We start from the raw sequence: 24,756 nt of genomic DNA, 5'->3' as shown, positions 1-24,756 counted from the left end.
TTTCCGGTGCTGTGCAGGCGGGCGGTCGCGGGGAGCGGAGATCAAGATGAGCGTCGATGCCGCCAACGCCGCTTCGGGATTGAGCGGAATTTTGGGCGGAATCACCACCGCCATCAAGCGGGCAGCCGAGGCCACGGGAGCGAGCTTCGAATATCTGCTTGCGACCGCCAAGATGGAATCCAATTTCAATCCTCATGCCGCTGCCGGCACGTCCTCCGCCAAGGGCCTCTATCAGTTCATTGAGCAGACGTGGCTCGGCACGGTAAAGGAGGCGGGGCCGGCGCTCGGCTTTAACGGCTATGCCGATGCGATCGCCAAATCGCCAGCCGGCACCTATTCCGTCGCGGATCCGGCGACCCGCGCCGCCATTCTCAAGCTGCGTGATGACCCGGCTATCGCGTCGGCCATGGCCGGCGTGCTGACGCAGTCCAACAGCTTCAAGCTGACCGGCCTGATCGGCCGCCGTCCGACTGACAGCGAACTCTATATGGCGCATTTCATGGGCGTCGGCGGAGCCGCGAAGCTGATCGCGAATGCGCAGGACAATCCGCAAGCATCCGGCGCGCGGCTGTTTCCCAATGCCGCCGCCGCCAACCGTCCGATCTTCTATGATTCTGATGGCCGCGCGCGCAGCGTGTCGGAAGTCTATGCCGATCTGGACCGGCGCTACGCGGTTGCCGCCAATTCGCCCGCGACCCGTATAGCCATGACGTCTGAAACGCAGTCCTCGACACCATCCGACCAAGCGGCCTATCTGTCACGCCTGCCCGACGTGCGCGGCGTCGCGCCGATCGCGGCATCATCCTCGGCCGCGCCAAGCCAGCCGACGTTCCGTTCGCTGTTTCAGGTCGGCGAGCGTACTCAGCCGGTGTCTCCGGTCGTTCAGGAATTGTGGGGTGCACCATCTCCCACGGCGCAGGACCCATCGGTTTCAGATCCGCGCCCGCCGTTCGATCTGTTCAGCGATCGCAGCGGTGCTTATAGCGGGTAGGGGCGCAACGAACCCTGGACGAGTTGTAGTCCAGAGTCGTTAGTCGTTTTCCGAACGACGCTGCGCACGGCTAACCCCTCGCAATGACGATCTAACGCGATCGTCTCATCGTGCGTGTGAACTCGCCGCGTTAACGAAGCGTCAACGAAGGCAAACGGTTATGGTGAACCCTTTGTTAAGCGTCATGGTTTATTTTCTATGACCGACACCGTTTCGCGGTGTCGGTGCGTAAGCCGGAAACACCATGATCGTTCGGCAATTCCTAAGCTGGGTACGGACCGCTCCCGCAGGCGAGCGGGCCGAAGCGACGCAAGCGCTAGCCCGCGCGTGGCTCATATCCGATCTGTCCGATGACGACCGCGCTGCTGCCGAGGGCGGGCTGCTGTTGCAGCTCGATGACTCGTCTCCGCTGGTTCGCCGGGCGATGGCGGACGTTTTCGCGCGTAGCGCGAGCGCGCCGCCGGCCATTGTCCGGGCACTATCGGTCGATCAACCGTCGGTCGCTATTCCGATTCTCGAACATTCGCCGCTCTTGATCGACGCGGACCTCGTCGACATCGTCGCGACAGGTAGCTGCGAGGTGCAGTGCGCCGTCGCGCGCCGCGTTCACGTGCCGGTGTCGGTCTGTGCGGCCCTTGTCGAGGTTGGCTCGGCGGCGGCGGCACTCGAACTGATCGAAAATCCGGGCGCGAATATCGCGCCGATGTCATGGGACCGCATCGTCGAGCGGCATGGTCATCTCGCGGCGATCCGGGAATCGATGCTGGCGCTCGACGATCTGCCCGTGGTCACGCGGCTCGCGCTGGCCACAAAGCTTTCGAACTCGCTGGCGCAGTTCGTTGTCTCACGGAGCTGGCTCAATGCCGATCGCGCCGGCCGCGCGGTTAGCGATGCGCGCGATCGCTCCATCGTTGACATCGCTGCACATGCGCGAGACGGCGACATGTGCAGTCTGGTCGCGCATCTGCGCGCCACCGGGCAACTCACCCCCGGATTGATTTTGCGCGCGCTGTTGTCAGGCAATACGGAGCTGTTCGACCATGCGCTGGTGGAACTGTCCGGCCTGCCTTTAAGTCGCGTCACCGCGCTGGTTCACGATCGCGGCGGCGCGAGCCTTCCCGCGCTGCTGACGCGGGCGGGGTTGCCGGAATCCACGTTCCCTGCGTTTCGCGCTGCGCTGGAAGCGCGCGACGAGATTGGCTTTGTCGGGACGGTCGGCGGTACGACGCGGCTACGCCGCCGCATGGTCGAGCGTGTGCTGACGATGTGCGAAACGGCGCCCGCTGAGGTTTCGGAGCCTCTGCTGATCCTGCTGCGGCGTTTCGCGACGGAATCGGCGCGTGAGGAAGCGCGTGTGTTCTGTGACGAACTGGTGACCGAAGCAGCCGCCGAGCCGACGCGCGACGAAATTGATGAAATGCCGGTTTGCGAGCGGGAGTTTTACGAACCTGAGTTTCGCGAGGAGTTCCTCGAACCTGCGCCCTCGATAGCGTTTTTGAGCGACGTGAAATCCGGTTTGCATGAAGAAAACGCATCAAATCAAAATACGAGAGTCCTTCACCGTCTCCGTGAAGCGGTGAAGGATTTTAGGCCGCGATTTCTTGACCGCTTGGCGTTCAAAACTAAGATCGACGAACGCGAGCTTGATGAAATTGAGCTTGACGACACGAGGTCTTGTGAAGCTTTGCCTTACGAAGCGGAGCCTTACGAAGCGGAGCCTTATGAAGTTGAGCCTTACGAAATTGAGTCGTACGAAATTGAGTCTTACGAAGCCGAACTTTGCGAGGCTGGGTCTTACGCTGTTGCGTCTTATGAACCGGAGCGCCTCGAGCCGAGGTTTGACGAGCCGGCGTCATACGAGTCCGCGTCTCGTGAGCCGAGTTTTGGCGAGCCCAAAGATTCACCGCGAGCATATCGCGAACCGCTGCTCAGCGATTTGCTTGCGGCAGCGTAGTTCGTTCGCGCGAGCGAAGACTTAAAATTCACCGCTCACGGAAACGGAAAAGGATTTCTTTTGGTTTGACGCGTTCTCTTTACGCGAAGCGGATTCCACTTCGTTCAAAAAACGCTCGATAGGGCTGATCTTCCAGCGGAAATCTTAGCGATAAAAGAAGCCGCGTGAGAACAGATCTTCAGCCGCTTGCAGGAATGGCCGAGCGCTATTCTGTCGGCGCAATGCTCGGCGCGAGAATGGCTTCAAGGTGTTCGGGACGGTCCTGGTTGACCGTTGCGAGATATTCATCGGCGACGAGACGCAGTTTCCGGTTGATCTCCCTTGCCATGGCCTCGGTGCCGGGGCTGGCGTGCTCACGCACGATCGCCTGGATCGCATTGATGTGATAAGCGATCAACTCCGCAGGTACCCGATCGAGATCTGGCGAATGTTCGATGATGCGGCAGAGGCTTTCGGCGCCCGCGGCGGCGGCGGGATACTCGAAGGTTGCGGCGTCGCCCTTGATGTCGTGCGCGGCGCGAAACAGTTCGTCGCGCGTGGCCGGCGTAAATCCGTTCTTGAGAATGGCCGCGTGGGCGGCGACAAGGCGGTCACACTCGATCGCCATCCACTTGGAGAATTCGTCCGAAAGCTCTGCCAGTGCCTTTTCGGCGAGCGCGATCGGGTCGTCTAAATTTTTCTCGTCGATCAGCCGAACGACGTTGCGCAGCCGATTGGGCGGAGTGATGACGTGATGGTCGGCGAATGCCTGGATCGTCAGTTCGGCGGGATCTTTCTTCTGCATCGCCCTGCCTTTTAGCCCGGGGCTCTGGCCTTATCCAGCAGCGATGGCTGCGGGATGACGTCGGGCTCCTTGGTGCCGCGGCGCTCGGGGCCAATATAGCTGTTGCTGGTATTGCGCCGGCGGTCCGGACCGAAATAATTTTTGGTCTTGATGAAAGGGCGTGGCGAGACCACGACGTTCAGGATTCGTTGATAGAGCCCCTTGGCTGAAATCGGTTTGGCCAGGAATTCGGTGACACCAGCATCGCGCGCGACCGTGACGCGCCGCTTCTCCGAGTGTCCGGTCAGCATGATGATCGGGGCGAACGGGTTTCCCTTCGAGTCCGGCTGGCGGATCATTTGCGTAAGCTCGATGCCATCGAAGATCGGCATCGCCCAGTCGACGATGACGATGTCCGGAACATAGTGAGTAAACATTTCGAGGGCGGTGGCTCCGTCCTCGGCCTCGTAGACTTCGCGCGCGCCAAACGAATGCAGCAGCGTGCGCAGAATGCGGCGCATGTGTGCGTTGTCATCGCAGACGAGAAACCGCAGCTTGTTGAAGTCAATGCCGTACATGATGCGGGCCCGGTATACTTGCCGTTAACTATATGCCGTCGCCGTTAATGAATGGTTGCCGTTCCTTCTGTCTCCCTCAGGGAGGCGAAACGAGGACAGCGACGTTCGAGCCTGCGAGGGGCGACAAAAGATCGATTGCCTCACCAGTTTCTCGCGTCGCTCGAAACCGTCTGCTCTAAAAGATAGGGAGAGGGAAGGGACTCAGTGTCCGAACTGCTCTCTGAGGATTCGTTCCTCGAGGCTGTGGCCCGGGTCGAACAGCATTCGCATTGAGATCATTTTGTCCGATGAGACCTCGACGCGGCGGACGTTGCGAGCTTCATCGTGATCGGCGACGGCGGCCACCGGGCGCTTTTCGCCTTCAAGCACCTCGATTGTCACCATGGCCGTATCTGGCAACAGCGCGCCGCGCCAGCGCCGCGGACGGAAGGGACTGATCGGAGTCAGAGCGAGCAGTGCCGCGTTGATCGGAAGGATCGGTCCTTGCGCCGACAGGTTATAGGCGGTCGATCCGGCTGGCGTGGCAACCAATACGCCGTCGGCGACGAGTTCGGCCATGCGTTCGCGCTCGTCGATCAGGATGCGCAGCCGCGCTGCCTGGTGAGTCTGGCGAAATACCGATACTTCATTGATGGCGTGATGATTGTGAATCGTGCCATGAATATCGGTCGCGCGCATCAACAGCGGATGGATAACGGTGTCGGTCGCGGCAGCGAGGCGCGCCTGGAGATCATGCCGGCTGTATTCGTTCATCAGAAATCCAACCGTGCCGCGATGCATCCCGTAGATCGGTTTTCCCGACCGCATGTTCCGCTGCAGTGTTTGCAGCATCAACCCATCGCCGCCGAGCGCAACCAGCACATCGGCGTCCGCAGGATCGCGATTGCCATAGGTCTCCACCAATTCTGTCAGCGCCTGCTGGGCTTCTGGACTTGCGCCCGCGACAAAGGCGATCCGGTTATAGGACTGGGGTGAGGGCATGATGGTTCGCAGGCTTCCGCAGCTGCCGTCGACGTGTTGTTTCCGGTCGCGCCGGCTATCGAAGAGGTACTTAACCGCGCTTTGCAGTCGCGTGTCGAGGCCCTGGTCGGTCCATGGTTAGCGGAAAGGGCAAGGCTCCGCCGGTCGCGCTTATGACTAACTGTTCATCAAGGTGAACAGAAGCTGCCATCGCGCTTCAGCGTGCATTCAGCGACGCGGTTTCATGATGGGTGTCTGATCGAAGGTCCCGGCCATCCGGACGGCGACCTCGGCGATCCCACGCTCCTAGGAGACCAATCAATGTTCAAGACGATTTCCGCCGCGCTGCTCGCAGCTTCCGTTTTTGTTGCGCCTGCGATGGCCGGCACTTCCCGCACGGACCAGGCCCCGGCGGCCAAGACGGCGACCGTCAATTCGAAAGTACTGAACGCCAACGCCAAGGCCAAGGCGAAATCTCATCACCATCGCGCTCACCGTCATCATCACGCTGCCCCCAAGCAGAGCTAATTCCGTCACGAAATGAGATCAGGGCTTGCGGCGATCGCTTTTGGCTGCCGCAAGCCTCGATTCGTCGCAACACGAACTTTTGCGCAGATAAGCGAAATACGAATTTGTTTTCGACAGCGGACGGTTTAGTGCTTTCGGGAGAAATACAAACCGGAAAGACGGACGGACGTTGGGGGCATCTGCAAAATTCCTGGCGATCGTGATGCTGGCGGCATCGCTCGCGGCCTGCATGACCGACAGCGAGCAGGGCGGTGGGCAGGGCGGTCTCGTCTATACCGATGATCGCGGGGTGGCTAATCAACCATTTCCGGCCGATTATCGCGCTCAATTGCTGGCGTTTCTCAGAACCTACCTCAACAATCCCGCCGGTATTCGGGACGCCGCGATGGCCGAACCGGCTCAGCGCACCGTCGGTGGCCGACTGCGTTATGTGAGTTGCCTGCGCTATAACGCCCGAGAGATCGACGGCAGTTATCGGGGTGTGGTGCAGCGCGCGGTCGTGTACGTCGATGCGCGGCTCGATCGCATGATTGAGAAGGTTGACGACATCTGTGCGGGCGCGGTCTACGCGCCGTTCCCGGAGCTCGAGAAGCTGACGCGCTGAGCCACCGGAGGGGCTGGGCTTCGGGTCCCAAATCAGTTTCACATTTTGATGAGTCTGAAGCCCTCAGGCCCGCGCGAACTCTGTGGTGGAACCGCGGCAAACGAGGCCCTGTTTTTCCGGGCGGCAGTTCCTACATAGGAACAGCGTTGTGGAGCGCCGACATCACCGTTGTGAAGCCCGGCAACCAAATTCGCGCCACGTTGTTTGACCATGGTGAACGAACGTTGATGGTAATCCAATGAGAGGGGAAACCCATCATGAAAAAGGTCTTGCTTACTGTCGCTGCCGTTGCAGCCTTCGCCGCACCAGCATTTGCGGCTGACCTTCAGCCGCGACCCTATACCAAGGCGCCATTGCCCTCTACGCCGCCGCAGGCTGTCTACAATTGGACTGGTTTCTACGTTGGCGGCCATCTCGGCGGTGCGTTCGGCGGCGGCCTTGGAGGAAGCGACGGTCGTTTCCTCGGAGGCGTGCAGGGCGGTGCCGACTACCAGTTCGCGAACCAATGGGTGCTTGGCATCGAGGCCCAATATAGCTGGCTCGCCAACTACAGAGGAGATGTGGTCTTCCCTGGCGGCAGTATTGTGACTGGTGGTAACCCCGGCCTGGGCTCAGTGACCGGTCGGCTCGGCTATGCCTGGGGACCGGCCCTTCTGTATGCCAAGGGCGGCTATGCGTTCAGAGATAGCACGCTGGGTGTCTCCAACGCGGCCGGGGCGCCGCAGGCTTTCACAACCAATGGAAATCGGGACAGTGGTTACACTGTCGGTGCAGGTCTCGAATATATGTTCGCGCCGAACTGGTCCGCTAAGGCGGAGTACCAGTATTACAACTTCGGCAAGACGACTTTCGGTGCGGGTTCGCCGGCTGATGTTGTCGGAGCGAGCTTCCGCAACGACGAGCATACCGTCAAGGCCGGCGTGAACTATCGCTTCGGATGGGGCGGACCGGCGGTCCCTCATTACTGAGATCGCCTCCAGATTATCTGTTTCGTTGATTGGCGAAAGGCCGGCTTTGCCGGCCTTTTTAGTTGCGCATGATGCGATCTGCTGTTCGGTTGCGGATCAAATGCGGTCGACCTATTTCGTGCCGCGGTATCCATAGCCGCAGGCGCGCGTCACCTTAAAGCAACCATCACCACTTGTAGGAGAGGCTTCCCGTGATGCGGCGCCGGTCGCCGTAGTAGCATAAATTAAAAGAGCCGCAGCCTGAGACATAAGTGGTGTCGGCGACGTTCATAATGTTGACAGCCGCGCGCCAGTTGTTCGCCCATTCGTAGTGAACGGCAAGATCGCCAAGCGCCCTAGACGGCACTACGATAAGATTGGCGGTGTCCGCGAAAGATGAGCCGACATAGCGCACGCCGCCGCCGAGACCAAAGCCGTCCAGCGGGCCTTCCCGGAACGTGTAGTCCGTCCAGAACGAAGCGGTCTGCCGCGGGACACTGACTGGAACGCTGCCGATCAAGGTCGGATCGAGATCCTTGCTGATGAATAGCTGGTAGTTGGTATAGCTCGCAACCACTTTGAAATCGCGGGTGATATTGGCCACGGCTTCCAGCTCGAGGCCGCGTGACGTCACCTCGCCGGTCTGTCTCTGGAAAAGCGGATTATTCGGGTCGGTGGTCAGGGCGTTCGTGCGTTTGAGGTCGAACAAAGCGATGCCGAACCGCGCGTTCAGACCAGTCGGTTGATACTTCATGCCGACTTCGGTCTGCGCTCCGGTTTCGGGCAGCAGCAAAACACCGGCGGCATTGGTGAACGGGAGCGGGTTGTAGGTCGTTGCGTAAGAAACATAGGGTGCGACGCCATTGTCGAAGTTGTAGATCATGCCGGCGCGGCCGGAAAACTTGCTGTCCTGTCGGTCCACCGCTGTACCAAAATTCCTATCGATTTGGCTCACCCAGTCGTTGCGGCCCGACAGGACCAGCGTGAGACGATCCCACTTAATCTGGTCCTGCAGATAGAGGCCGGCCTGCCTTTGTGTAATACTGCCGTCTCGAAAAAATGCGCCGTCGAAGGGCGGGTTAACGCCATACACCGGATTAAGGAGGTTCAGTTCGGTAGCGGGACCAAAACCCTGTTTGTCGTCGAGCGTATAATGCCTTAAGTCGAGACCGACCAGCGCGGTATGCCGGACCGGACCCGTGGCGAAGCGATACTCAAACTGACTGTCCTGACTGAGTTGAGTTGCATTGTTGCGGGCGACGAAGTAGTTCCGCAAGATGGTGGCGTCGGCCGGAGTGGTGGCGTAGCCCCCGCCAAACAAGGCATTATAGTCAACAACGAGATTCGCAACGCGCCCATTCTGGCGGAACGTCGCGTTCTCCGAGAGATGCTTTTCGAATTGATAGCCGACCATTTTTTGCTGTTTATTGTGGTAGCCAATAGAAGGGTCACCGCTGAACAGGTTCGTCGGTATCCGGCCGAACGGAGCGTCGACCACTGTTCCTACATAAGGCAGAAAACCGAACAGCATGGTCTTGTTCTGGGATGCCAGGGCGAGCACCGTAAGCCGCGTGTCCACATCGGGTAGAAAGGTCACGGACGGCGCAATGAAATAGCTGTCGTCAGGGACGAAGTTTGTCTGGGTGCCGCCGCGATTGACCTGGCCGACGATCCTGTAGAGAATCTTGCCGGTTCCCGGCTCGGTCGCGACAGGACCGCCGAAGTCGAACTGCGTGTAAGCGTTACCGAAATTGTTGACGCCGGCCTCGATAAAGCCAAGGCGCTCCGCGGGAGGCAGCTTGCTTACGGCGTTGACCAGTCCGCCCGGCGCCGATCCGCCGTACATCATTGCCGCCGGACCGCGCAGCACTTCGACCCGCTCAAGATTGAACGGCGGCAGTTTCCAGCTGGAAAAAGAAGCGCTGAAAAGCTGCAGGCCATCGAGAAAAACATTGTTCTGCGCCTGAAATCCGCGGATCATAAACCAATCATCGCCATGATCTTGACCGTAGGTGGAAGTAGTGACTCCCGGCGTATAGTTCAGGATTTCATCGAGCTTCGAAATGATTTTCTGGTCGCGGATTTGCTCGGCTCCGATGACCGAAATCGACTGCGGCACCTCGATCAGCGGCGTATCGGTTTTGGTGGCTGTTGCGCTGCGGTTTGCAACGTAACCTTGCACCGGCCCCCCCGCGGTCTCGCCCTGTACGTCGATGGTATCGAGCGAAATCGCTCCGGCCGGCGCGGCGCCGCCGGCCGATGACGGCGAAACGATCGTGATCGCGTTTGGACCGGTTGCCCGCGCGACGAGGCCGGTTCCGCTTAGGATCGCCGACAACGCCTGGTTAGCAGTCAGCTCACCGTGGGCGCCGCTCGTCGTTTTGCCCCGCGCGATCGACGCATCGAACAACACCTGCATTCCGGTTTGGGCGGCCAGCCGATTCAAGGCCGTCGTCAGCGGGCCAGCAGGAATGGACATGGTCCGCGCCACGGACGCAGGCGCATTCTGAGCAACTGCCGGCACGACGAAACCGGTTGCAAGCAGCGTCGTCCCCAACAGGAGTGATCGAGCCCGCCTCAAAATCTGTGATTGTCGCCGCTGCCCCGTTGCTTCCCCCGCCATCGAACTCGTCCCCAAAATCATGCCGCTCCGCCGGGATGGCGGACAGTCAGCCTTTCAATGGAGTGACGAACGAAGGGAACGCTTTGGGACTCTGGACGAGGAGGAAAGTAACGTGGAAGGCTTCAAGTATCGATCGAGCGCCTTGTGACGTCATTGACGTCAAGTCTGTGCGTGACGATGGGAAGGATGGATTTTCAGCCCCGCAGCACGATCAGCGGGCCCATCCGGATCACACTAAGTCCCAGAGACTCGCGCAAGAGCGCGAGCGCCGCATCGGTATCGGTGACGGTAAATGTACCGCTGACGCGGCGTGCGGCGAGGTCCGAATTCGATATGATGATACGCCCCGCAAAATGGCGGCCTATCTCTGTCACAACGTCGGCCAACAGCGCATTGTCCACCACGAGTTGGCCCCGGCGCCACGCCAGCGCGGTATGAGTGTCGGCTTGCCGAACATCCTTCACCCTGCCGTCACCGTCATATACGGCCTGCTGGCCCTCGTTCACCCGGACTGCAGGGGCGGCGTGCGTATGAGGGGTGACCGATACAGCATGTTCGGTCACCGTCACTTCCGTTGAGCTTGGATCCAGCCGGACATCGAAGGCCGTCCCGAGCGCGGTCGTCAGCCCGCCATTCGCCTCGACAACAAACGGACGATTTGTATCCTTCGCAACCTGGAAGAATGCCTGACCGCGCAGCAATGTTACCGTGCGAGTTTCTGCCGTAAATCGGTAGGAGATGGCGGAAAAGGCGTTGAGCTGGATGGTCGTGCCGTCAGCCAGTTCGATTGTCGGCATTTCTCCCGTGCCCGACCTCGCGTTGGCCAGAAGCCGCATCGGGCCGTCGGAATAGACGAAGGCGCCGCCGGCGAGCGCCGCGCCGAGAATCGCGACCGCAAGCGTCTTGGCGACACGCGGGCGCGGCTTGACTTTGAAATTCCGTAGGGCCGGATCGTTCAAAATGGCCGTACGCGCTTCGCCCATCAGCCGCTCGGCCGCCTCGTACGCCGTTCTGTTCTCCTGGCCTCGGTCGAGCCACTCCTCAAATGCGCGACTTTCGTGTGCGCTTTGATTCATGTCGCGATTTTTCAGCACCCAGGCAGCGGCTTCTTCATGTCGTTTGCGGCTTGCCTGCGCTGATTGGTCGGTTGTCATCGCGACTCCTGATCGCTTCTCACCCGTTATGGAGACGAGCGAGTCCTCTTAAGAAGGACTTCTTACTCGATACCGAGCAGGCGATCGAGGCAATGCGCGAGTGCCCGCCGAAGGTGCCGGTCGACCATATTTCGCGAGATATTGAGCTTTCGCGCGATCTGGTCGGGCTCGAGTCGGTGGAGACGGTGCAGGACGAAAACGGCGCGCCGTCGCGCGGGAAGCTCCGCAATGGCCTCGCGCAACACCGCGAGGCGAGCCTCGACCTCGAGGCCATAATCAGGCGCGGCCGTTTCGGCAGGAACCGCGAGCGCCTCGACCGCTGTTCCTGAAAAAAGGTGCTGCTCGAGCCGCGCCCGGCGCATGCGATCGATGCCGAGGTTGATCGCCGAGCGGCACAAGAAAGCGCATAGTGAACGCTTGCCCTTCAGAACGTCGGGCTGTTCGGCAAGCTTGATATAGAGATCGTGGACCACATCCGAGACGAACCCGCGTGCGCAGCCGCGGCGAAGCACCGCCGCCTTGATCTCGGCGTAGTGCGCTTCGATGGCGCGATCCAGAAGGTTGTCGTTGTCAAGAATGCCGGCCGGCGCCACGCTACGATTCCTGTCTGAGTATGCAGGCATATACAGAGACAAATAAGGTGCAGCGCAAGCTCGTAACTTTAGATCGCATCTAAATCATTCCCGCATTCGAAGCGGGATCAGCTCCTCGTGGTCAAGGTCAGGCCAGGAAGTCGGTGCGGAATTTGGCTTGAATGGGGGCATTATCCGCAGTAACCCACCGCGGTTCGATGCCGCCCGTGTGCCGGATCGTAAGGGGTGAGGAATGGCCAAAGCGAAGTTTGAACGTAACAAGCCGCATTGCAACATTGGGACGATTGGTCATGTTGATCATGGCAAGACGTCATTGACGGCTGCGATTACGATGGTTCTGGCGGAGACGGGCGGGGCGACGTTCACGGCGTACGACCAGATTGACAAGGCTCCGGAAGAGAAGGCGCGGGGCATCACGATTTCGACGGCGCATGTGGAGTACGAGACGGCGAACCGTCACTATGCGCATGTCGACTGTCCTGGCCATGCGGACTACGTGAAGAACATGATCACGGGTGCGGCGCAGATGGACGGCGCGATTTTGGTTGTTTCGGCGGCGGACGGCCCGATGCCGCAGACCCGCGAGCACATTCTTCTGGCGCGTCAGGTCGGCGTTCCGGCGCTGGTTGTGTTTTTGAACAAGTGCGACATGGTTGACGATCCGGAGCTGCTTGAGCTGGTTGAGATGGAAGTGCGGGAGCTTCTGTCGAAGTACGAATTTCCGGGCGACGACATTCCGATCGTGAAGGGGTCGGCGCTGGCGGCGCTTGAGAACTCGGACCAGAAGCTTGGCCATGACGCGATTCTGGAACTGATGAAGAATGTCGACGCCTACATTCCGCAGCCGGAGCGACCGATCGATCAGCCGTTCCTGATGCCGGTTGAGGACGTGTTCTCGATTTCGGGACGCGGCACGGTTGTGACGGGCCGGGTGGAGCGCGGGGTTGTCAAGGTCGGCGAGGAAATCGAGATTGTCGGCATCCGCGAGACGCAGAAGACGACGGTGACGGGCGTGGAGATGTTCCGCAAGCTTCTGGACCAGGGGCAGGCGGGCGACAACATCGGGGCGTTGTTGCGCGGCACCAAGCGCGAGGACGTGGAGCGCGGCCAGGTTCTGTGCAAGCCGGGTTCGGTGAAGCCGCACACCAAGTTCAAGGCCGAAGCCTATATCCTGACCAAGGAGGAGGGCGGTCGCCACACGCCGTTCTTCACCAACTACCGTCCGCAGTTTTATTTCCGCACCACCGACGTGACGGGTGTTGTGCATCTTCCGGCCGGCACCGAGATGGTGATGCCGGGCGACAACATCGCGATGGAAGTGCACCTGATCGTGCCGATCGCGATGGAGGAGAAGCTGCGCTTCGCCATCCGCGAGGGCGGACGTACCGTCGGAGCAGGCGTCGTCGCCAGCATTATTGAGTAAGGACGTGGAGCGCCGTCAGCGTCGGCCAGACGTGGCAGCCTCGCAGGAACTCGCGATCCGGGGATTGCTTGCCACTTGCAATCAGGGCGCTCGTCATGCTTGAAACGGTCAGGGGCTGCGGCGACGCGGCCCTCACAGGAGTGTAGCTCAATTGGTAGAGCACCGGTCTCCAAAACCGGGGGTCGCAGGTTCGAGCCCTGCCACTCCTGCCAGTCCATTCCTATCCACTTGATTTTTCTCCAGTTTTTTCGGTGCGACAGTCAACCTCCGAGGAGGTGCGACAAAGTTCGTTCTCGGTGCGGTCCAGCGAGATCAGGAACATAGCCTCGCCAGCAAGCCGTTTTTGCTCGGCTGCCCGGGTGTAAACCTCGGCCATTGAGGGTGTTTCCCAATCGAACATCGCCATAAGCTGACGTGTTGTCGCACCGTTCTCGGCGGCAATCGTGGCGCCTGCCTTTTTGAGACCGTGAGCGCGCCCCTCGATACCGGCTTCGCCGCAACGTTCCCCGAACCAGTTGCCGAACCCAGCCGGCGTGAACGGCTTGCCATATTCTGTTTCAAGGAACGTCATGGAGCCGCAAGGGCTCTCGGCTATGATCTGTTTGAGCACCGGCAACAGCGGCTTCTGAACGAGCGTGCGGCGCTTGTAGAGCGTTTTCAGCGGAACGTACTTGATCCAGTCGCCGGAGCGCGTGTGCTGCTTCCCGAGGGTCACAATGTCCTGCCGCCGAGCGCCGGAGAATAGCAGCAGGGCGAGCGCCAGGCGGGCCTTTCGCGCCTTCAAATCCGTCCCGTTGTGGAAGTTCAGGAAGTCTTGGACGTCATCGATCGTCCAAGTATAGAAGCCGCCGCCCTTGATCTTGCGGCCTGCCTTGATATCCCGGACCGGATTCGACGCGAGGTGGTTGTTCTCGACGCCCCACGAGCATAGCGCCGACAAGTGCTTACGGCGATTTGCTCGAGCACCGGCTCCATCGACCGCCTCGATCATGCGCTTCACCTTCTGCGCCGAGAGGTATTTCAGCGGGCAATTACCCATCTGGTCCGGATCTTCATCCGACAGAGGCAACCGAAAGCACTCTTCCAGGCTATTCCGTCTCGCTCGCTGCGACTCCCTGGTGAGTTTTAAGAATTCGCCTTCACCCTTCGATGTAAAGTATTGAGTCCCAAGCCATCCGATCGTGCTTTTGGGCCAGCCATCCTGAATTGTTTCGGTTGGTTTTTCGCGGCGGCTCGGCGGCTCCCCAAGGCGGTCAACGGCCTCTGTATATGCCTTGGCAAAGGCTGGCGAGCCTTCCGGCTCCCGGATCCGGATGCGCTTTCCGTTGCGCCTGACATATAGCCGATCGTTTCCGTGCCGATCTTCCTCGCAGCTCAGAAACGGTAGATCGGTCTTCATGGAAGCCATCCAGGCTAGTCCTCCCACTTGGAGGCCGGCTCATCCTGCCGCGCGGCCGGGACGAGCAGGGCGATATCAACAGGCTTGTCCCCAACAATTATAGTCCCATCCGTGCGGATCCCGAGCACGCATTTGCCGGCCTTCTCCGCGCCGCGGATGGCCCTAGCGATCGACGCTTCTGTGAAGGGCAGTGCCTTCGTCATCCGGCCGCCTCCGGCCGCTCCTGATCGGCCTGCAATGCCGCTCTGGCCGCGTCCAGTTTGCGACGATATCGCGCTTCGGTATCGCGCTCCTTGAGCAAGGCGGCCTCAAAGAATTGTCGGACGACTTCCTGATTGGCTGGCAGTTCAACCGACCATGCGGTGCCCTGTGTGATGGCCATCGAGCAGTGAACCGAACACAAAAATTCGTTGTCCAGGTTCAGAGCGGTTACTGCTCTCTCGAGCTCGCCGATCCGCCTCCGTGCCTCTTTGTGCAGCCTGAGTGCGTGTTCGAGAGTTTCATGACTATCCGGCATGTTGACCTCCCGGGAAACCATTGTGCTCGCGGCCGTCGAGGAGCCGGCCGGCGACACTCTTTGGCACGCGCCGATATCGGCCCTCGCGTTCTTCATCCGGGATGTTGGTCCCCCACTGTTTTAAGAAAAACGCCACGTTGGCCGCCGCGCATTGGTCGCGCAACGATCTGGCATGGTCAGGATGCATCGGCCGGGGGCCGTTCTCGCCACCGACGATGACCCAATGGAGGCCGCGACCATCCCCGAAGTCGTCGCAGTTGAAAATCTCATTGCATTGAGGGCAGGCAACGTCGGCGTCATCGCCATAGCTGATCTCGTGTGCCAGCTCAGATGATCCAAGCCAGCCGCAATGACCGCACTTCGTCATAAAATAGGTCTGGTGATAGACCGGGGCGCCGGTGATTGGGGCCTTCCCCCATTTGCCGGTCGGCATCCAGCGTTTCAGATCGATCGGCCCGAGCAGCGGCTCCGCGCTGATGAAGCGCACCGCCGCCGGCGCCGCCAGCAGATCCGGAATCCGTTCGTCGGCTTCCTTCTGCCGCTCGGTTGATACGCCGAGCCAGACGTTTGGGAGGGGCCAGGGCGCATCGAGATACAGGCTGTAGACGTTGCCGGCTTTCTTGAGCGCGTCCATGTATCCGCCGTCACCCTCCATGTGGCCGGCCGCCTCAAGGTGGGTTCGTTCGAGCGGCATTCTGCCGAGGAACGGTATCTTCGAAGGGATGCCGTTCATGTAAGCTCGCATCCGCGCGCTGCGCTTCGTGAGGATTTGATAGGTATGCTGCGGCGTCAGCGCCATGACGGCAAAGACCTGATCGATCCATTCATCAGGGACGGACTCGTGGAATAGGTCCGACATCGAATTGACGAACCATGTGGTCGGGACTTTGCGCCTCAAAGGTATCCCCAGCGCCTTTTCGGAGCGGACCACGTGCCCTGTCCAGACAGCATTCCCGTTCACCCGCTTGGTGGTGCCGTTGTAATGTGGGGAGCGCTCCGGCAGGTATTTCGCCGCGGCCTCGGCGTTAGCCATTTCGATGCGATAGGCCATCTTCATCGCATAGCAGTTGGTGCAGCCAGGCGAGACGATCGAGCAACCAGCGATAGGATTCCAGACGTGCTGCGCCCATTCAATGTTGGTCTTGGTCATGGGCACGCTCCAAGCCAAAGAAGTTCCCGCTCGATCTGGCGCTTCTGAGCGGCAACTTCATCAGACAATCGTGCGAGCACGATCGCGGCGATGTCGTTTAACTCGCCAGTTCGAAACATCGCTACATATTTGAGCCCATCGACATCGCCCCAATTGCCGCTTCGATTTTTCTGTTTAAACAGGACTGATATGCCGGTCCCGTCGGCGCGGGCAGAATCAATCTCGGCCAATCGCTTCTTCGCGTTTTCGAGTTTCCCATATAGGGCGACAATTCTTTGTGCGTCAGTTAGCGTCATCATCGCATCAATCATCCCACATCTGTTCTTCGGCCCATTCGGCGAGACAATCGCCGCACATGGCCTCGCCGTCGTCGTTGAGCCCGACGGCGCGCTCTTTGCAGCCTTGGCGTTCACAAGATTGGTCGCCTGATCCGGCGCACGCCTCGCATTTGCCGGCCGGGTACACGTCAGGATCGTTACCGCCGTAACGCGACGTGTAGATCGTTCCTTCGCCGGCGCATTTCATGCAGTTCAGGCGGGTCATCCCGGTTACGCGACCTCCGCGGCGAAGGCCCGGCGATAGACGCGCTCATAGGAGTGCCCAACGCCTACGATCTGGCCGGCGCACTCCAACTGCCGCAGCACAATGCGCACGTAGGCCGGCGTTGATCTGCGACCGATCGCGACAAATACCTCGCGAGACTGGACGCCCGGGCCTTCCGCGGGCAGCGCCTCGATTATCGTGGCGACGAAATCGGGTTTTGGCTGGATCCTCATCTTAAGCGTTCCCCCATGGTGTATCGAACTGCGGCGAGTTGAGCTTCGTAATGGGCGTTGGCCGATTCCCTGATCATGTCGGCCGCGATGCCCCGCAGCCGATCGACCTCTGCCAGATCTCTCGTGACGTCGATCAGGTTGATGATTTGCCTGACGTGGCGCTCGTTGGTTTCCAGGGCGACTTTCATTTCAGCACCTCAGAACGGGATGTCGTCGTCCATGTCGTTGCGACCAGGCTGCGCTCGGCCATGGGCGCTCGCGTAGTTGTTCTGTCCGGAGGATTCGCGCGTGCGCGTCGTGCCGTAGTCGTCGGGCGACTGCTGGCGGCCTTCGGCCTTTTCCAGCGATGTCAGCGCGCCATTGAACTGGAAAACGACCTCGGTGGAGTATCTTTCAACGCCGTCCCTGTCGGTCCACTTGCGGGTCTGTAACTGGCCCTCGACGTAGACCTTCATCCCATTCTTGAGGTACTGCTCCGCGAATTTCGCGCCGCCCTCATTGAACACCGTGATCTTGTGCCATTCGGTGCGCTCCTTGCGCTCGCCGGTGTTCTTGTCGCGCCAAGTCTCCGATGTCGCGATACGCAGGTTCGCGATCGGCTTGCCGTCTTGGGTGCGGCGGATTTCAGGATCGGCGCCGAGGTTGCCGACCAAGATCACCTTGTTCACGCTGCCAGCCATCAGCCGAATTTCCTCTTGCCCTTGGAGTTGAACGGCCGGCCCTCAAGTTTCCGCTTCGGCCATTGCTTCTTCGCGATCGGGGCGAGCGCCTCGATCACCGCGTTCGTGTCTGTGCCGGCGAGGGCGGTCTTAGCCGCCATGATCGCCTGATGCCGCGCGTCGTCGGTCGCGATCCGCCTCGTCTTGGCGATCTGCGGGACGTCGATCGTCGCCGTCTTTTGCCGGTGCGCCATAATCGACAGGCCGGTTAGATTGAAATGCTCATCCGATCCGCCGTGCGCGTGCGGAATCGGATCGTGGTCGAAGTTCAGAAGCGAGAGCACTTGCTCGGCCGACATCAGCTCGCGATGCTCGTACGGGATTTCGAGCACCTGCGCGGCCAGCGCGGCGGCCTTGTCGATCATGCGGATGTGCGCGCGCTTGCTCATGTCGCAACGCTCCACTCTCCGCAGGCAGGGTCTGTGGCAGCAACGCTCGGTCGAACTGCCGCTGGGTAATAGATGATCGGCGGTTCATTGCCCCATGGATACGGCTCCATCAGCGGCGGATAACGGTAGCATTCGCCTGCGCGCCAATGTCGGCAGTTACCGCAAGCCGCTCCGATCGGGATGTCCGCATCGTTCACGCCGCCGCTCCCTTCTTCACTTCGTGGAGCATCTGCTCCGGCGAAATGCCGGTGACGGCCTGGCAGAATTCAAGAACGTCCTGTTTAGATTTTTGAAATTCCGCAGCGTCCATCACCTGCTTGCGCTGCGACTTCGCGATGCGCATCACGGTCGCGGTGCCGTGGGTGCTGGTGATGCTGCCCTCGGCGTAATCGACGTAGCGGATGAAATCGCGAACGTAGATCGTCGCTTCCTCAAGCGAGGCATGAGCCATTAAGGACTGAATGTAATGGCCGGTCCGGATCAGCGCGTGCTTGCGAAGATGGTCGGCAGAGGGCAGCACGCGCTCATATTTCTCGGGCCAGTTCTGCCAATAGCCGGCGACTGTCGCGAAGAAATGATCGTGGGTCTCACGCGACCGCTCGCTAAACTCGATCAGCTTGTACCGCTTGCCAGCCTCGAACGTGCGCGCGCAGAGATCGCGATGGAAGGCGAGGGGACGCATCACCTCGCCATTCCATTCGAATACGATCTGAGGCGCGCGTGATGTCATGTAGGCACCCCACACTTCGGGCAGCCATGGAGCCATTCACCCGCGATGTTGCGCGTCCGCCAACCGTCGTGCTTAGCCGTATTCCAGACATCATGCCAAGATGCGTCAGTCTCTCCCTCGAAAATCTCGGAGCATGAATCGCACTCGACCAGGATTTTACCGTGCTGCCGGTCTATCATGTCCGGCTACTCCGCGGCCTGCGCCAAGCCTTCGCGTCGCATCTTCTCGGTGAGCTCGGCGAGCTCATCGTTGAAGATCGCAAGCTCCTCGGCCAGTTTGCGGATATAGGTGTCGTCGCGCTCAACTCGGATAATGACGGCCTCGATGCCATCGAAGTAGGATTCGAAATCCCACCAATCGCGGGCGGTGACATACATGCTGCCTTGAATCTGCGCCTTATATTCAGTCGGCAGCTTTTGCAGCGCGATGCGCTTCTTCTGGATGTCCTCCGTTGGGCACTTGATCTCTAGTCCGCCGTCCTCGCCGACCAATGAGTCCGGGCTGCATCCAACGTTGCCGTTGCGGATGAAGCCGACGCGGCGGGTGATAAGACCGGTGGTGAAGCAGTAGACCTCGCGGGCGCGATCCTCGTGCAAGCGGCCGCGTTCGGTATGCTCGTTCGAGAAGGTCGGCAACTGCGGTTGGCCGGTGATGACCTCTCGGGCGAGACGGCTCATGTATCCGGCGCGGGTTTTGCTCGGGGCTCCGCCTTTCCCCTTTGCCATGACGGTACTGAACTCGCTCGCCGTCGGGATGCCCTTGCGGCACGCGAACCATTCATCGGTGCCCTGCTGGCAGTTGAAAATCTCCATAGGCATGTCAGACCCCGTACCTCGATTTGAGCGCGCTAATGATGGTCGGGAGCCGATCGGTGGTGACGTCCTCGACTTTGCTGGCTTGCGCGAATATCCAGAATTGCGCCTCGTCGGCGCCCTTCTCCTTGGCAGCATCAAGTTTGATCGTGAGTTCGGCGGCTTGAGCTGGGCTTATCTTTTGCGCGGGTCGCGGCGGTTCGGCTGGTGCGCGCTGTTGTGTCCGGCCGGGATCGGGCTGGAAGATCGGCGCTCCGCCCTGGCCGTCGTCGTCGTGAGCCGAGGCAATGCCGAGAATGGCCTTGAGGGTGTAGCGCTCGAGATAGCTCACCGTTGATGCGACGGCTTGCAGGTTGTTCTTGTTGCCACTCGCGTCAGGGCTGCCGGCGAGGGTGGCGCGGCGCGAGTGGCCGCTGATGTGCGAGAGGATGCACGTTACCTCGATGCGGCCGCCATCGAGTTGCTTTGGCTCCCAGCTATAGGCTAGGCCATGCTCGGCGAGTGGCCCGTTGACCGCCTCTGCGATGCCGGCAAGCGTTTCGTGCCAGTAATCGGTTTCCGCGCCGCCGTTTCTGGCTTGGAAATTAACGTTCGCGTCTTTTACGATCTTGGGGAATTTGCCCTTCGCCGCGGCGAACGCGGCGTCGAAATCGCGGATAGCGGATTTTTTTTCGAGCCGGTCCTGCCAATCGAACAGCTTGTCGATTAACTCCGGCGTTGCGCCGCGGTCGAGCGCCTGCGCAATCATAGCCATGGGGTTGAGGGCGATAACGGAGGGCGGTGCCGCCGGCGCGATCGCCGACGGCTGCCGCACTTCCTCGATCGCTTGAAGCTCCTGACGTTCTGCAACTGCTCCGGTCATGGCGGCCTCAATAATTCACGGTTACGTGGGGGACTTCGCCGCTTGCCATCGCCTTCACCACGGCGACGGCGAGATCATCGGACAGCCCGAGCTGCATCAGCTTGGCCTTGATGGCAGTGTGGATCTTCGCGCGGTGCCGCTTGTTGGCCTCACGCTTCTCGCTTTCGCGTTTTGCGGCGGCCTGTTCGTCGGCTATGCGCTCGCGTTCGGCGGCCGCGGCTTCCTCGGCGGCACGCGCGGCGCGCTCCTCGGCTTCCTTCTGCCTTTGCTCCGCGAGCTTGGCGCGGGCTTCGGCCTCGTCCTTCTCGCGCTGGAGACGCTGCTGTTCGGCAGCGGCTTTCGCATCGGCGGCAGCGGTGGCTTCCCGCTTCGCCTTCTCGATCCGGTCGCTTTCCTCGCGCTTGATCTGATCGGCGCGGAGTTTTTCCAGCTCGGCGCGCTCCGCTTCGCGGCGCTTCGCCACGTGGAGCATCATCGTTAGCGTCTCGATCGCCTTCGCTCGCGCGGCGTCGGCGCGATTCTGGAATTCCTCCCAATCGCGGTTTCCGCCGATCGCGCTTACGCGGTCGATCCGATCTTGAATTGCGGCGGCGGTTGGTTCGATATCCTCGAACATCGCCGCAGCTTCGAACTTGGAGAGTTCGGCCTGGTGCTCGTCGATGCGGGCCTGTTGCTTCGCCTCGAAATCGTCAACCGGCTTGCTGACTTCATCGCGGAGAGCATCGAGCCGATCGCGGATCACCTTGCGCTCGACATCGACAGTCTTGGCCTGATTTTTTAGGTCCGCGACATAATCCTTGCCGAGCTCGTCCAGCTTGACCTTTGCGCTCGATACTCGGCGAGCAAGGCTCTTGATCGCGCCGCGACCCTTCGGCGTGGATATATCCGTGTCGGTCGCGCGCACGGCTGTCTCGATGTTGGCGACAACAGCCTCGGCTCCGCCCTCGGCGAACACCACGGCGGCTTTCAACGTTTCAATGGCGACGAGTTCGGCGGATTCGGCGCTCATTGCTTCCCCCGCTCGATGGCGGCGTCTACTTGCGCGCGCGTGAAGCCAAGGAACGTCTCGATCGTGACCGGCCCATCGCCTTTATAAAAATGCGTGTCATTGATGGTGAAGAAGGGACGAAACGTATCGCGGTGCCCGTCCGCGCTATGGCTGCAAGGCTCGCCGAGGAGGAAGCCCTTGGCGTTCCAGACGACCGGCGGTAGGCATTCCATGCCATCGAGATACTGCCTATCCGTGATCGGGAGCAGCACAAGGTTTTCGACGGTTCGCTCGCGGTATTCTGTGCGATCAAAAATCTCGCTCATGTCAGTCTCCACTATCGACGGACATATCGAGCCCGCATTTCGAGCAACGGGCGGGGTGCCAGCCGCGCGAATGGTTCGCGCTGGCGCCTTCGACTGGCTTGTGATCGCAGATGGCGAACTTCATGCCGACCGCGCGGTAAACGCCGTTTTTCCACGTGATCCATGCGACGATGCCGGAGCCGTAAAATTGACCGCCTTGGCCATAGTCGAGGAAAAATCTCGCGTTCCAGTGCTTGTCCCTGGTGTCCGGCATCAAAGCGGAGCCGCAATGCATTTCGCGGTAATGCAGGATTTTCGCTCCGACATCACAATCGATCGGAGCCATATTCGGGAGGGGCATCTTGCCGGCGATGATGTCTTTCACCTGCTCGTCGAACTGTGAGCACAGGGCGACATCGGGCTTGTTCGCGACCTCGCTCATGACAGGATGCCCGCCCACACTATCGCCATCGCAACGAACAGCGTGCTCGCGATGAGCGAGGCGACCGGCCCGGCTTCCTCTGGTTCTTCGTAGACCATTGTTCCTCCGATCAGCACCAGAAGACCGGATGGACGTGCGTCCAATCATCGGCGTACTCGATGCTTCGCTCTGTGGCTGACTGCGGTTTCTTGGGAGGATCAGCGAGGGGATCGACGCCGTACTCGACGACAGTTCGAGAACTGTCCTCGTGCACTATTTCGGCGCGACACCAACCCATGAGAGGACGTCCCTTCCGCAGTCTTGACGGAAGGGAGCATATCCTCTTTAGAGGACATGTCAACAATAACATCCTCTAAAGAGGATAGACCAAATTGATTTATGTTCGGATACGGTCTATATCGTGGCGATAATGGGGCACGGCATCCGCTATGTCTCGGGCGGATCAATGGAAACGCGCGGTAGTAACCTTCTTTGAAAACAACCACTTACATGAATTATTATTCATGTAGAACTATCCGCCAAACCAACATTTAAAATGCTTCTTAAGTGTAGGATTAAGTTCCTTGATTAGTGGACCGGCTCATGTTTTCATGAACCAAACAAGAACGCCGAGCGGGGGTTTTAATGAATTTGGTGATGAAGGCTCTGGCTGCGTTCGACAGGGCAGACGAATCTACTCGGAAGAAGGCTCTGAACTTGTTGCGCGCCTGCGCCCGCCGTCGAGAAGCCGCTCGACTGCATCAACATCCTTCGGATCAGCATCGACCAGAAGCCGAAGGAACTCCTCGCGTTCCGGAGTAATATCAAATCCACCAAGCACATAGTATATGCTGACGCCGACCGCATCACAGATCGCTTGCAGGTTGCCGACCGTCGGGTCTTTCCCCACTTTCAGTATTGAGTGGACATAACCTGGGCCTAAGCTGGCCTTCCCCGGGGGATGGGCAGAAAGCGAAATTTCGCGCTCTGATCTGCCGGACTTTGCAATCGCGGCCGCTAATCTGCCGCGCCAATCCTGATTTGACATGCCGCCAATGTCCTCTATCGAGGATAAATTTGCACGTCCTCTATAGAGGATGCTTGACATATCCTCTAAAGAGGATAATTTTCGCGGTATGGGAACCGCACTTATTGATGAAATTCGCGTCTTTCTCGGCCAGACCGGGATGGGTGCCTCGTACTTCGGGAAAGCCGCGTGCGGCAATTCCGAGCTGGTCGAGCGCCTAGAGGCCGGCAAGACTGTAACGCTCGTTACAGCGGAGAAAGTCCGCGCCTTCATGCAACGTCGCCGCGAGGCGGCCAGCAAAGGGCGCGTCGCATGAGGCAGCCCGCAGGCATAATGCTCCGCCGCCATATCGTGCGGACGCGCTTCGTGCCGGATAGTAAGCCGGGGCCCAAACCCGACGCCAAACTCGCTGACCGTATTCCAGAAGTCCGCCGAATGCTGCGGACCGATCTCTCGATTGACGAGATCGCCGCCAAGCTCGGCGTGTGCGGTCCGGCACTTCGTTATTTCATCAGGCGCCGACAGATTTGCGACATCGCGGAACGTGCGCAGTTCATCGGCCGGCAAAAGACGCTCGCGAGGCCAGCATGACGATGACCTCGAGCATCGTTTTCGCTTCCTATTCGCTGTTCGTGTTTGGTGTGTTGGTTCTGATTGTGAGGAGGAGGGCGATTTGACGATTATCGCTTGGATCATTGGTTCTGTAGTTTTTTCAACTCTCTTCGGCGTTGTGGTGGGCAAGTCGATCAAGAGAATTAAGGCCTGAATTCTTCCTGGGCCTCGCGGGCTTTCCCGTGAGGGTTTGCAAAAGCCTACCTCTTCGTAGCGTTCACTTTCCATGCCGCAAAGCAAACCATGGAACCAATTTAATAGGTTCAAAAAGTTTTTGACGGGTCATCAAAATGAGTGAAACCGCGTTCGTTCAACAAGCTGCGGAGTGGTCGCGAGAGCTAACGCGGATGAGGGCACGGGGACCAGGGGACTCCGAAAACGCTTTACGGGGGATAGAGCAGGATTATGGCATCAGCTACTGGACGCTGTGGCAGCTTCGTTATCGACTCTCCGCAGTCAGAAAAATCGGAGCCGGCGCCTACGCCAGCATCGAAGCTGCATACAAGGCCGAGCGCCTCAAACAGTACAACAAACTCAAGAGCGAATTCGAAGATACGGAAGCCGTTGCCGGGCCTGATAACCTCGTTGTTGGCGCGGTTCGCCCTCTGGTTGGTGAGGGCGATTAAATGAAGCCGATACCTACGACGCATTGCATCTATGGGCACGCCCTGAACAGTGAAACGCTCTACGTAGGCCCGAAGGGTCAACGTAAATGCAAGGTGTGCGAGAAGACGAGATATCGCGTCAAAAACAATAAGCGAAAGAGTGATGGCCCGACCGCAGCAAGTCGGCCATCGCCTGAAATGCTGGCTGACGCGAAGCGTCGGGCGAGCGCCCCTCGCTCGATCATATCCGAGATCATGAACGATCCTCCTCCGGGAGAATCGGCGCTGGACAAAAAGATGGGCAAGTTCGATCCGAAATTTGGGGG

The 24,756-nt window shown here is 59.8% G+C and carries 33 protein-coding genes and 1 tRNA gene; 10 read left to right on the top strand and 24 right to left on the bottom strand.

Features of this window, described 5'->3' with window-relative positions; translation table 11 throughout:
• Window positions 1–46: 46 nt before the first annotated feature.
• Together ACZ5IL_RS15690 and ACZ5IL_RS15685 are read left to right on the top strand one after the other, a co-directional pair.
• On the top strand, window positions 47–991 hold the full coding sequence (locus ACZ5IL_RS15690; protein ID WP_464592909.1) for a transglycosylase SLT domain-containing protein: 945 nt from the start codon (window positions 47–49) through the stop codon (window positions 989–991).
• Window positions 992–1,235: 244 nt separating this feature from the next.
• A complete protein-coding gene (locus ACZ5IL_RS15685; protein WP_464592907.1) occupies window positions 1,236–2,945 on the top strand; it encodes a DUF2336 domain-containing protein in 1,710 nt (569 codons plus the stop codon).
• 205 nt (window positions 2,946–3,150) lie between these two features.
• Here the strand turns inward: ACZ5IL_RS15685 and ACZ5IL_RS15680 are convergent, their stop codons facing one another.
• From ACZ5IL_RS15680 to ACZ5IL_RS15670, 3 genes are all read right to left on the bottom strand, one after another.
• The gene (locus tag ACZ5IL_RS15680; protein WP_464592905.1) at window positions 3,151–3,729 is read right to left on the bottom strand and encodes an Hpt domain-containing protein; all 579 of its coding nucleotides are present in this window, start codon (window positions 3,727–3,729) and stop codon (window positions 3,151–3,153) included.
• A gap of 11 nt (window positions 3,730–3,740) precedes the next feature.
• Complete coding sequence (locus tag ACZ5IL_RS15675; protein WP_464592903.1) at window positions 3,741–4,286, bottom strand: response regulator; 546 nt, start codon at window positions 4,284–4,286, stop codon at window positions 3,741–3,743.
• Between the two features lie 201 nt (window positions 4,287–4,487).
• A complete protein-coding gene (locus tag ACZ5IL_RS15670) occupies window positions 4,488–5,267 on the bottom strand; it encodes an NAD kinase (RefSeq protein WP_464592901.1) in 780 nt (259 codons plus the stop codon).
• A 300-nt stretch (window positions 5,268–5,567) separates the two neighbouring features.
• Here ACZ5IL_RS15670 and ACZ5IL_RS15665 point away from each other — a divergent pair, with 300 nt between their 5' ends.
• The 3 genes from ACZ5IL_RS15665 to ACZ5IL_RS15655 all read left to right on the top strand — a co-directional run bounded on the left by ACZ5IL_RS15665 (window position 5,568) and on the right by ACZ5IL_RS15655 (window position 7,346).
• A complete protein-coding gene (locus tag ACZ5IL_RS15665; protein ID WP_464592900.1) occupies window positions 5,568–5,774 on the top strand; it encodes a His-rich protein BRANT in 207 nt (68 codons plus the stop codon).
• Window positions 5,775–5,943: 169 nt separating this feature from the next.
• Entirely contained in the window at window positions 5,944–6,378 is a 435-nt protein-coding gene (locus tag ACZ5IL_RS15660) for a hypothetical protein (RefSeq protein WP_309775154.1), read from the top strand.
• A gap of 257 nt (window positions 6,379–6,635) precedes the next feature.
• Window positions 6,636–7,346, top strand: coding sequence for an outer membrane protein (locus ACZ5IL_RS15655; protein WP_464592897.1), 711 nt, complete (start codon window positions 6,636–6,638; stop codon window positions 7,344–7,346).
• Window positions 7,347–7,512: 166 nt separating this feature from the next.
• Here the strand turns inward: ACZ5IL_RS15655 and ACZ5IL_RS15650 are convergent, their stop codons facing one another.
• The 3 genes from ACZ5IL_RS15650 to ACZ5IL_RS15640 form a co-directional block, all read right to left on the bottom strand.
• Window positions 7,513–9,948 (bottom strand): TonB-dependent siderophore receptor, encoded by a 2,436-nt coding sequence (locus tag ACZ5IL_RS15650; RefSeq protein WP_464592895.1) that lies wholly within the window; start codon window positions 9,946–9,948, stop codon window positions 7,513–7,515.
• Window positions 9,949–10,142: 194 nt separating this feature from the next.
• Window positions 10,143–11,102: a FecR family protein gene (locus ACZ5IL_RS15645; RefSeq protein ID WP_464592893.1), complete on the bottom strand. Its 960-nt coding sequence runs from the start codon at window positions 11,100–11,102 to the stop codon at window positions 10,143–10,145.
• 62 nt (window positions 11,103–11,164) lie between these two features.
• Window positions 11,165–11,725 (bottom strand): RNA polymerase sigma factor, encoded by a 561-nt coding sequence (locus ACZ5IL_RS15640; protein WP_464592891.1) that lies wholly within the window; start codon window positions 11,723–11,725, stop codon window positions 11,165–11,167.
• Between the two features lie 202 nt (window positions 11,726–11,927).
• Between ACZ5IL_RS15640 and tuf the strand changes: the two genes are divergently transcribed.
• Complete coding sequence (gene tuf / locus ACZ5IL_RS15635; RefSeq protein WP_464592889.1) at window positions 11,928–13,118, top strand: elongation factor Tu; 1,191 nt, start codon at window positions 11,928–11,930, stop codon at window positions 13,116–13,118.
• Between the two features lie 136 nt (window positions 13,119–13,254).
• Window positions 13,255–13,330 (top strand) — tRNA-Trp (locus ACZ5IL_RS15630).
• A gap of 8 nt (window positions 13,331–13,338) precedes the next feature.
• Here ACZ5IL_RS15630 and ACZ5IL_RS15625 read toward each other — a convergent pair.
• The 17 genes from ACZ5IL_RS15625 to ACZ5IL_RS15545 all read right to left on the bottom strand — a co-directional run bounded on the left by ACZ5IL_RS15625 (window position 13,339) and on the right by ACZ5IL_RS15545 (window position 23,234).
• On the bottom strand, window positions 13,339–14,526 hold the full coding sequence (locus tag ACZ5IL_RS15625; RefSeq protein ID WP_464592887.1) for a tyrosine-type recombinase/integrase: 1,188 nt from the start codon (window positions 14,524–14,526) through the stop codon (window positions 13,339–13,341).
• Between the two features lie 5 nt (window positions 14,527–14,531).
• Window positions 14,532–14,720, bottom strand: coding sequence for a hypothetical protein (locus tag ACZ5IL_RS15620; protein ID WP_464592885.1), 189 nt, complete (start codon window positions 14,718–14,720; stop codon window positions 14,532–14,534).
• Window positions 14,717–15,034 (bottom strand): hypothetical protein, encoded by a 318-nt coding sequence (locus tag ACZ5IL_RS15615; RefSeq protein WP_464592883.1) that lies wholly within the window; start codon window positions 15,032–15,034, stop codon window positions 14,717–14,719. Before ACZ5IL_RS15615 ends, ACZ5IL_RS15620 begins: the two co-directional genes overlap by 4 nt.
• Entirely contained in the window at window positions 15,024–16,184 is a 1,161-nt protein-coding gene (locus ACZ5IL_RS15610) for a DUF5131 family protein (RefSeq protein WP_464592881.1), read from the bottom strand. Before ACZ5IL_RS15610 ends, ACZ5IL_RS15615 begins: the two co-directional genes overlap by 11 nt.
• A complete protein-coding gene (locus ACZ5IL_RS15605) occupies window positions 16,181–16,495 on the bottom strand; it encodes a hypothetical protein (RefSeq protein ID WP_464592879.1) in 315 nt (104 codons plus the stop codon). Before ACZ5IL_RS15605 ends, ACZ5IL_RS15610 begins: the two co-directional genes overlap by 4 nt.
• On the bottom strand, window positions 16,488–16,727 hold the full coding sequence (locus ACZ5IL_RS15600) for a hypothetical protein (RefSeq protein WP_464592877.1): 240 nt from the start codon (window positions 16,725–16,727) through the stop codon (window positions 16,488–16,490). The genes ACZ5IL_RS15605 and ACZ5IL_RS15600 overlap by 8 nt, the downstream gene beginning before the upstream one ends.
• A gap of 5 nt (window positions 16,728–16,732) precedes the next feature.
• The gene (locus tag ACZ5IL_RS15595; RefSeq protein ID WP_464592876.1) at window positions 16,733–16,960 is read right to left on the bottom strand and encodes a hypothetical protein; all 228 of its coding nucleotides are present in this window, start codon (window positions 16,958–16,960) and stop codon (window positions 16,733–16,735) included.
• Window positions 16,957–17,148 carry a hypothetical protein gene (locus tag ACZ5IL_RS15590; RefSeq protein ID WP_464592874.1) on the bottom strand — a complete coding sequence of 64 codons (192 nt, stop codon included), beginning with the start codon at window positions 17,146–17,148 and terminating at the stop codon, window positions 16,957–16,959. Before ACZ5IL_RS15590 ends, ACZ5IL_RS15595 begins: the two co-directional genes overlap by 4 nt.
• A 9-nt stretch (window positions 17,149–17,157) precedes the next feature.
• Window positions 17,158–17,640 (bottom strand): single-stranded DNA-binding protein, encoded by a 483-nt coding sequence (gene ssb / locus ACZ5IL_RS15585; protein WP_464592873.1) that lies wholly within the window; start codon window positions 17,638–17,640, stop codon window positions 17,158–17,160.
• A complete protein-coding gene (locus ACZ5IL_RS15580) occupies window positions 17,640–18,044 on the bottom strand; it encodes a hypothetical protein (RefSeq protein ID WP_464592871.1) in 405 nt (134 codons plus the stop codon). Before ACZ5IL_RS15580 ends, ssb begins: the two co-directional genes overlap by 1 nt.
• Window positions 18,045–18,261: 217 nt before the next feature.
• Window positions 18,262–18,834, bottom strand: coding sequence for a hypothetical protein (locus ACZ5IL_RS15575; RefSeq protein WP_464592869.1), 573 nt, complete (start codon window positions 18,832–18,834; stop codon window positions 18,262–18,264).
• A 149-nt stretch (window positions 18,835–18,983) separates the two neighbouring features.
• The gene (locus ACZ5IL_RS15570) at window positions 18,984–19,616 is read right to left on the bottom strand and encodes a lambda exonuclease family protein (RefSeq protein ID WP_464592867.1); all 633 of its coding nucleotides are present in this window, start codon (window positions 19,614–19,616) and stop codon (window positions 18,984–18,986) included.
• Between the two features lies 1 nt (window position 19,617).
• Entirely contained in the window at window positions 19,618–20,472 is an 855-nt protein-coding gene (locus ACZ5IL_RS15565; protein WP_464592865.1) for an ERF family protein, read from the bottom strand.
• A 7-nt stretch (window positions 20,473–20,479) separates the two neighbouring features.
• Complete coding sequence (locus ACZ5IL_RS15560) at window positions 20,480–21,481, bottom strand: hypothetical protein (protein WP_464592863.1); 1,002 nt, start codon at window positions 21,479–21,481, stop codon at window positions 20,480–20,482.
• Window positions 21,478–21,786 (bottom strand): hypothetical protein, encoded by a 309-nt coding sequence (locus tag ACZ5IL_RS15555; RefSeq protein WP_464592861.1) that lies wholly within the window; start codon window positions 21,784–21,786, stop codon window positions 21,478–21,480. Before ACZ5IL_RS15555 ends, ACZ5IL_RS15560 begins: the two co-directional genes overlap by 4 nt.
• 1 nt (window position 21,787) lies before the next feature.
• A complete protein-coding gene (locus ACZ5IL_RS15550; RefSeq protein ID WP_464592859.1) occupies window positions 21,788–22,207 on the bottom strand; it encodes a hypothetical protein in 420 nt (139 codons plus the stop codon).
• 673 nt (window positions 22,208–22,880) lie between these two features.
• Complete coding sequence (locus ACZ5IL_RS15545) at window positions 22,881–23,234, bottom strand: XRE family transcriptional regulator (RefSeq protein WP_464592857.1); 354 nt, start codon at window positions 23,232–23,234, stop codon at window positions 22,881–22,883.
• 88 nt (window positions 23,235–23,322) lie between these two features.
• Between ACZ5IL_RS15545 and ACZ5IL_RS15540 the strand changes: the two genes are divergently transcribed.
• The 3 genes from ACZ5IL_RS15540 to ACZ5IL_RS15530 all read left to right on the top strand — a co-directional run bounded on the left by ACZ5IL_RS15540 (window position 23,323) and on the right by ACZ5IL_RS15530 (window position 24,451).
• Entirely contained in the window at window positions 23,323–23,529 is a 207-nt protein-coding gene (locus ACZ5IL_RS15540; RefSeq protein ID WP_464592855.1) for a hypothetical protein, read from the top strand.
• Window positions 23,526–23,804: a hypothetical protein gene (locus ACZ5IL_RS15535; RefSeq protein WP_464592853.1), complete on the top strand. Its 279-nt coding sequence runs from the start codon at window positions 23,526–23,528 to the stop codon at window positions 23,802–23,804. The genes ACZ5IL_RS15540 and ACZ5IL_RS15535 overlap by 4 nt, the downstream gene beginning before the upstream one ends.
• A 311-nt stretch (window positions 23,805–24,115) precedes the next feature.
• Window positions 24,116–24,451, top strand: coding sequence for a hypothetical protein (locus tag ACZ5IL_RS15530; RefSeq protein ID WP_464592851.1), 336 nt, complete (start codon window positions 24,116–24,118; stop codon window positions 24,449–24,451).
• A gap of 77 nt (window positions 24,452–24,528) precedes the next feature.
• Here ACZ5IL_RS15530 and ACZ5IL_RS15525 read toward each other — a convergent pair whose 3' ends face one another.
• Window positions 24,529–24,687 (bottom strand): hypothetical protein, encoded by a 159-nt coding sequence (locus ACZ5IL_RS15525; RefSeq protein WP_464592849.1) that lies wholly within the window; start codon window positions 24,685–24,687, stop codon window positions 24,529–24,531.
• Window positions 24,688–24,756 lie beyond the last annotated feature (69 nt).

The organism is Nitrobacter sp. CN101, from assembly GCF_055390255.1.
The sequence above is the reverse complement of the archived record's forward strand: the minus strand, read 5'-3'. Positions and strand labels throughout refer to the sequence as shown.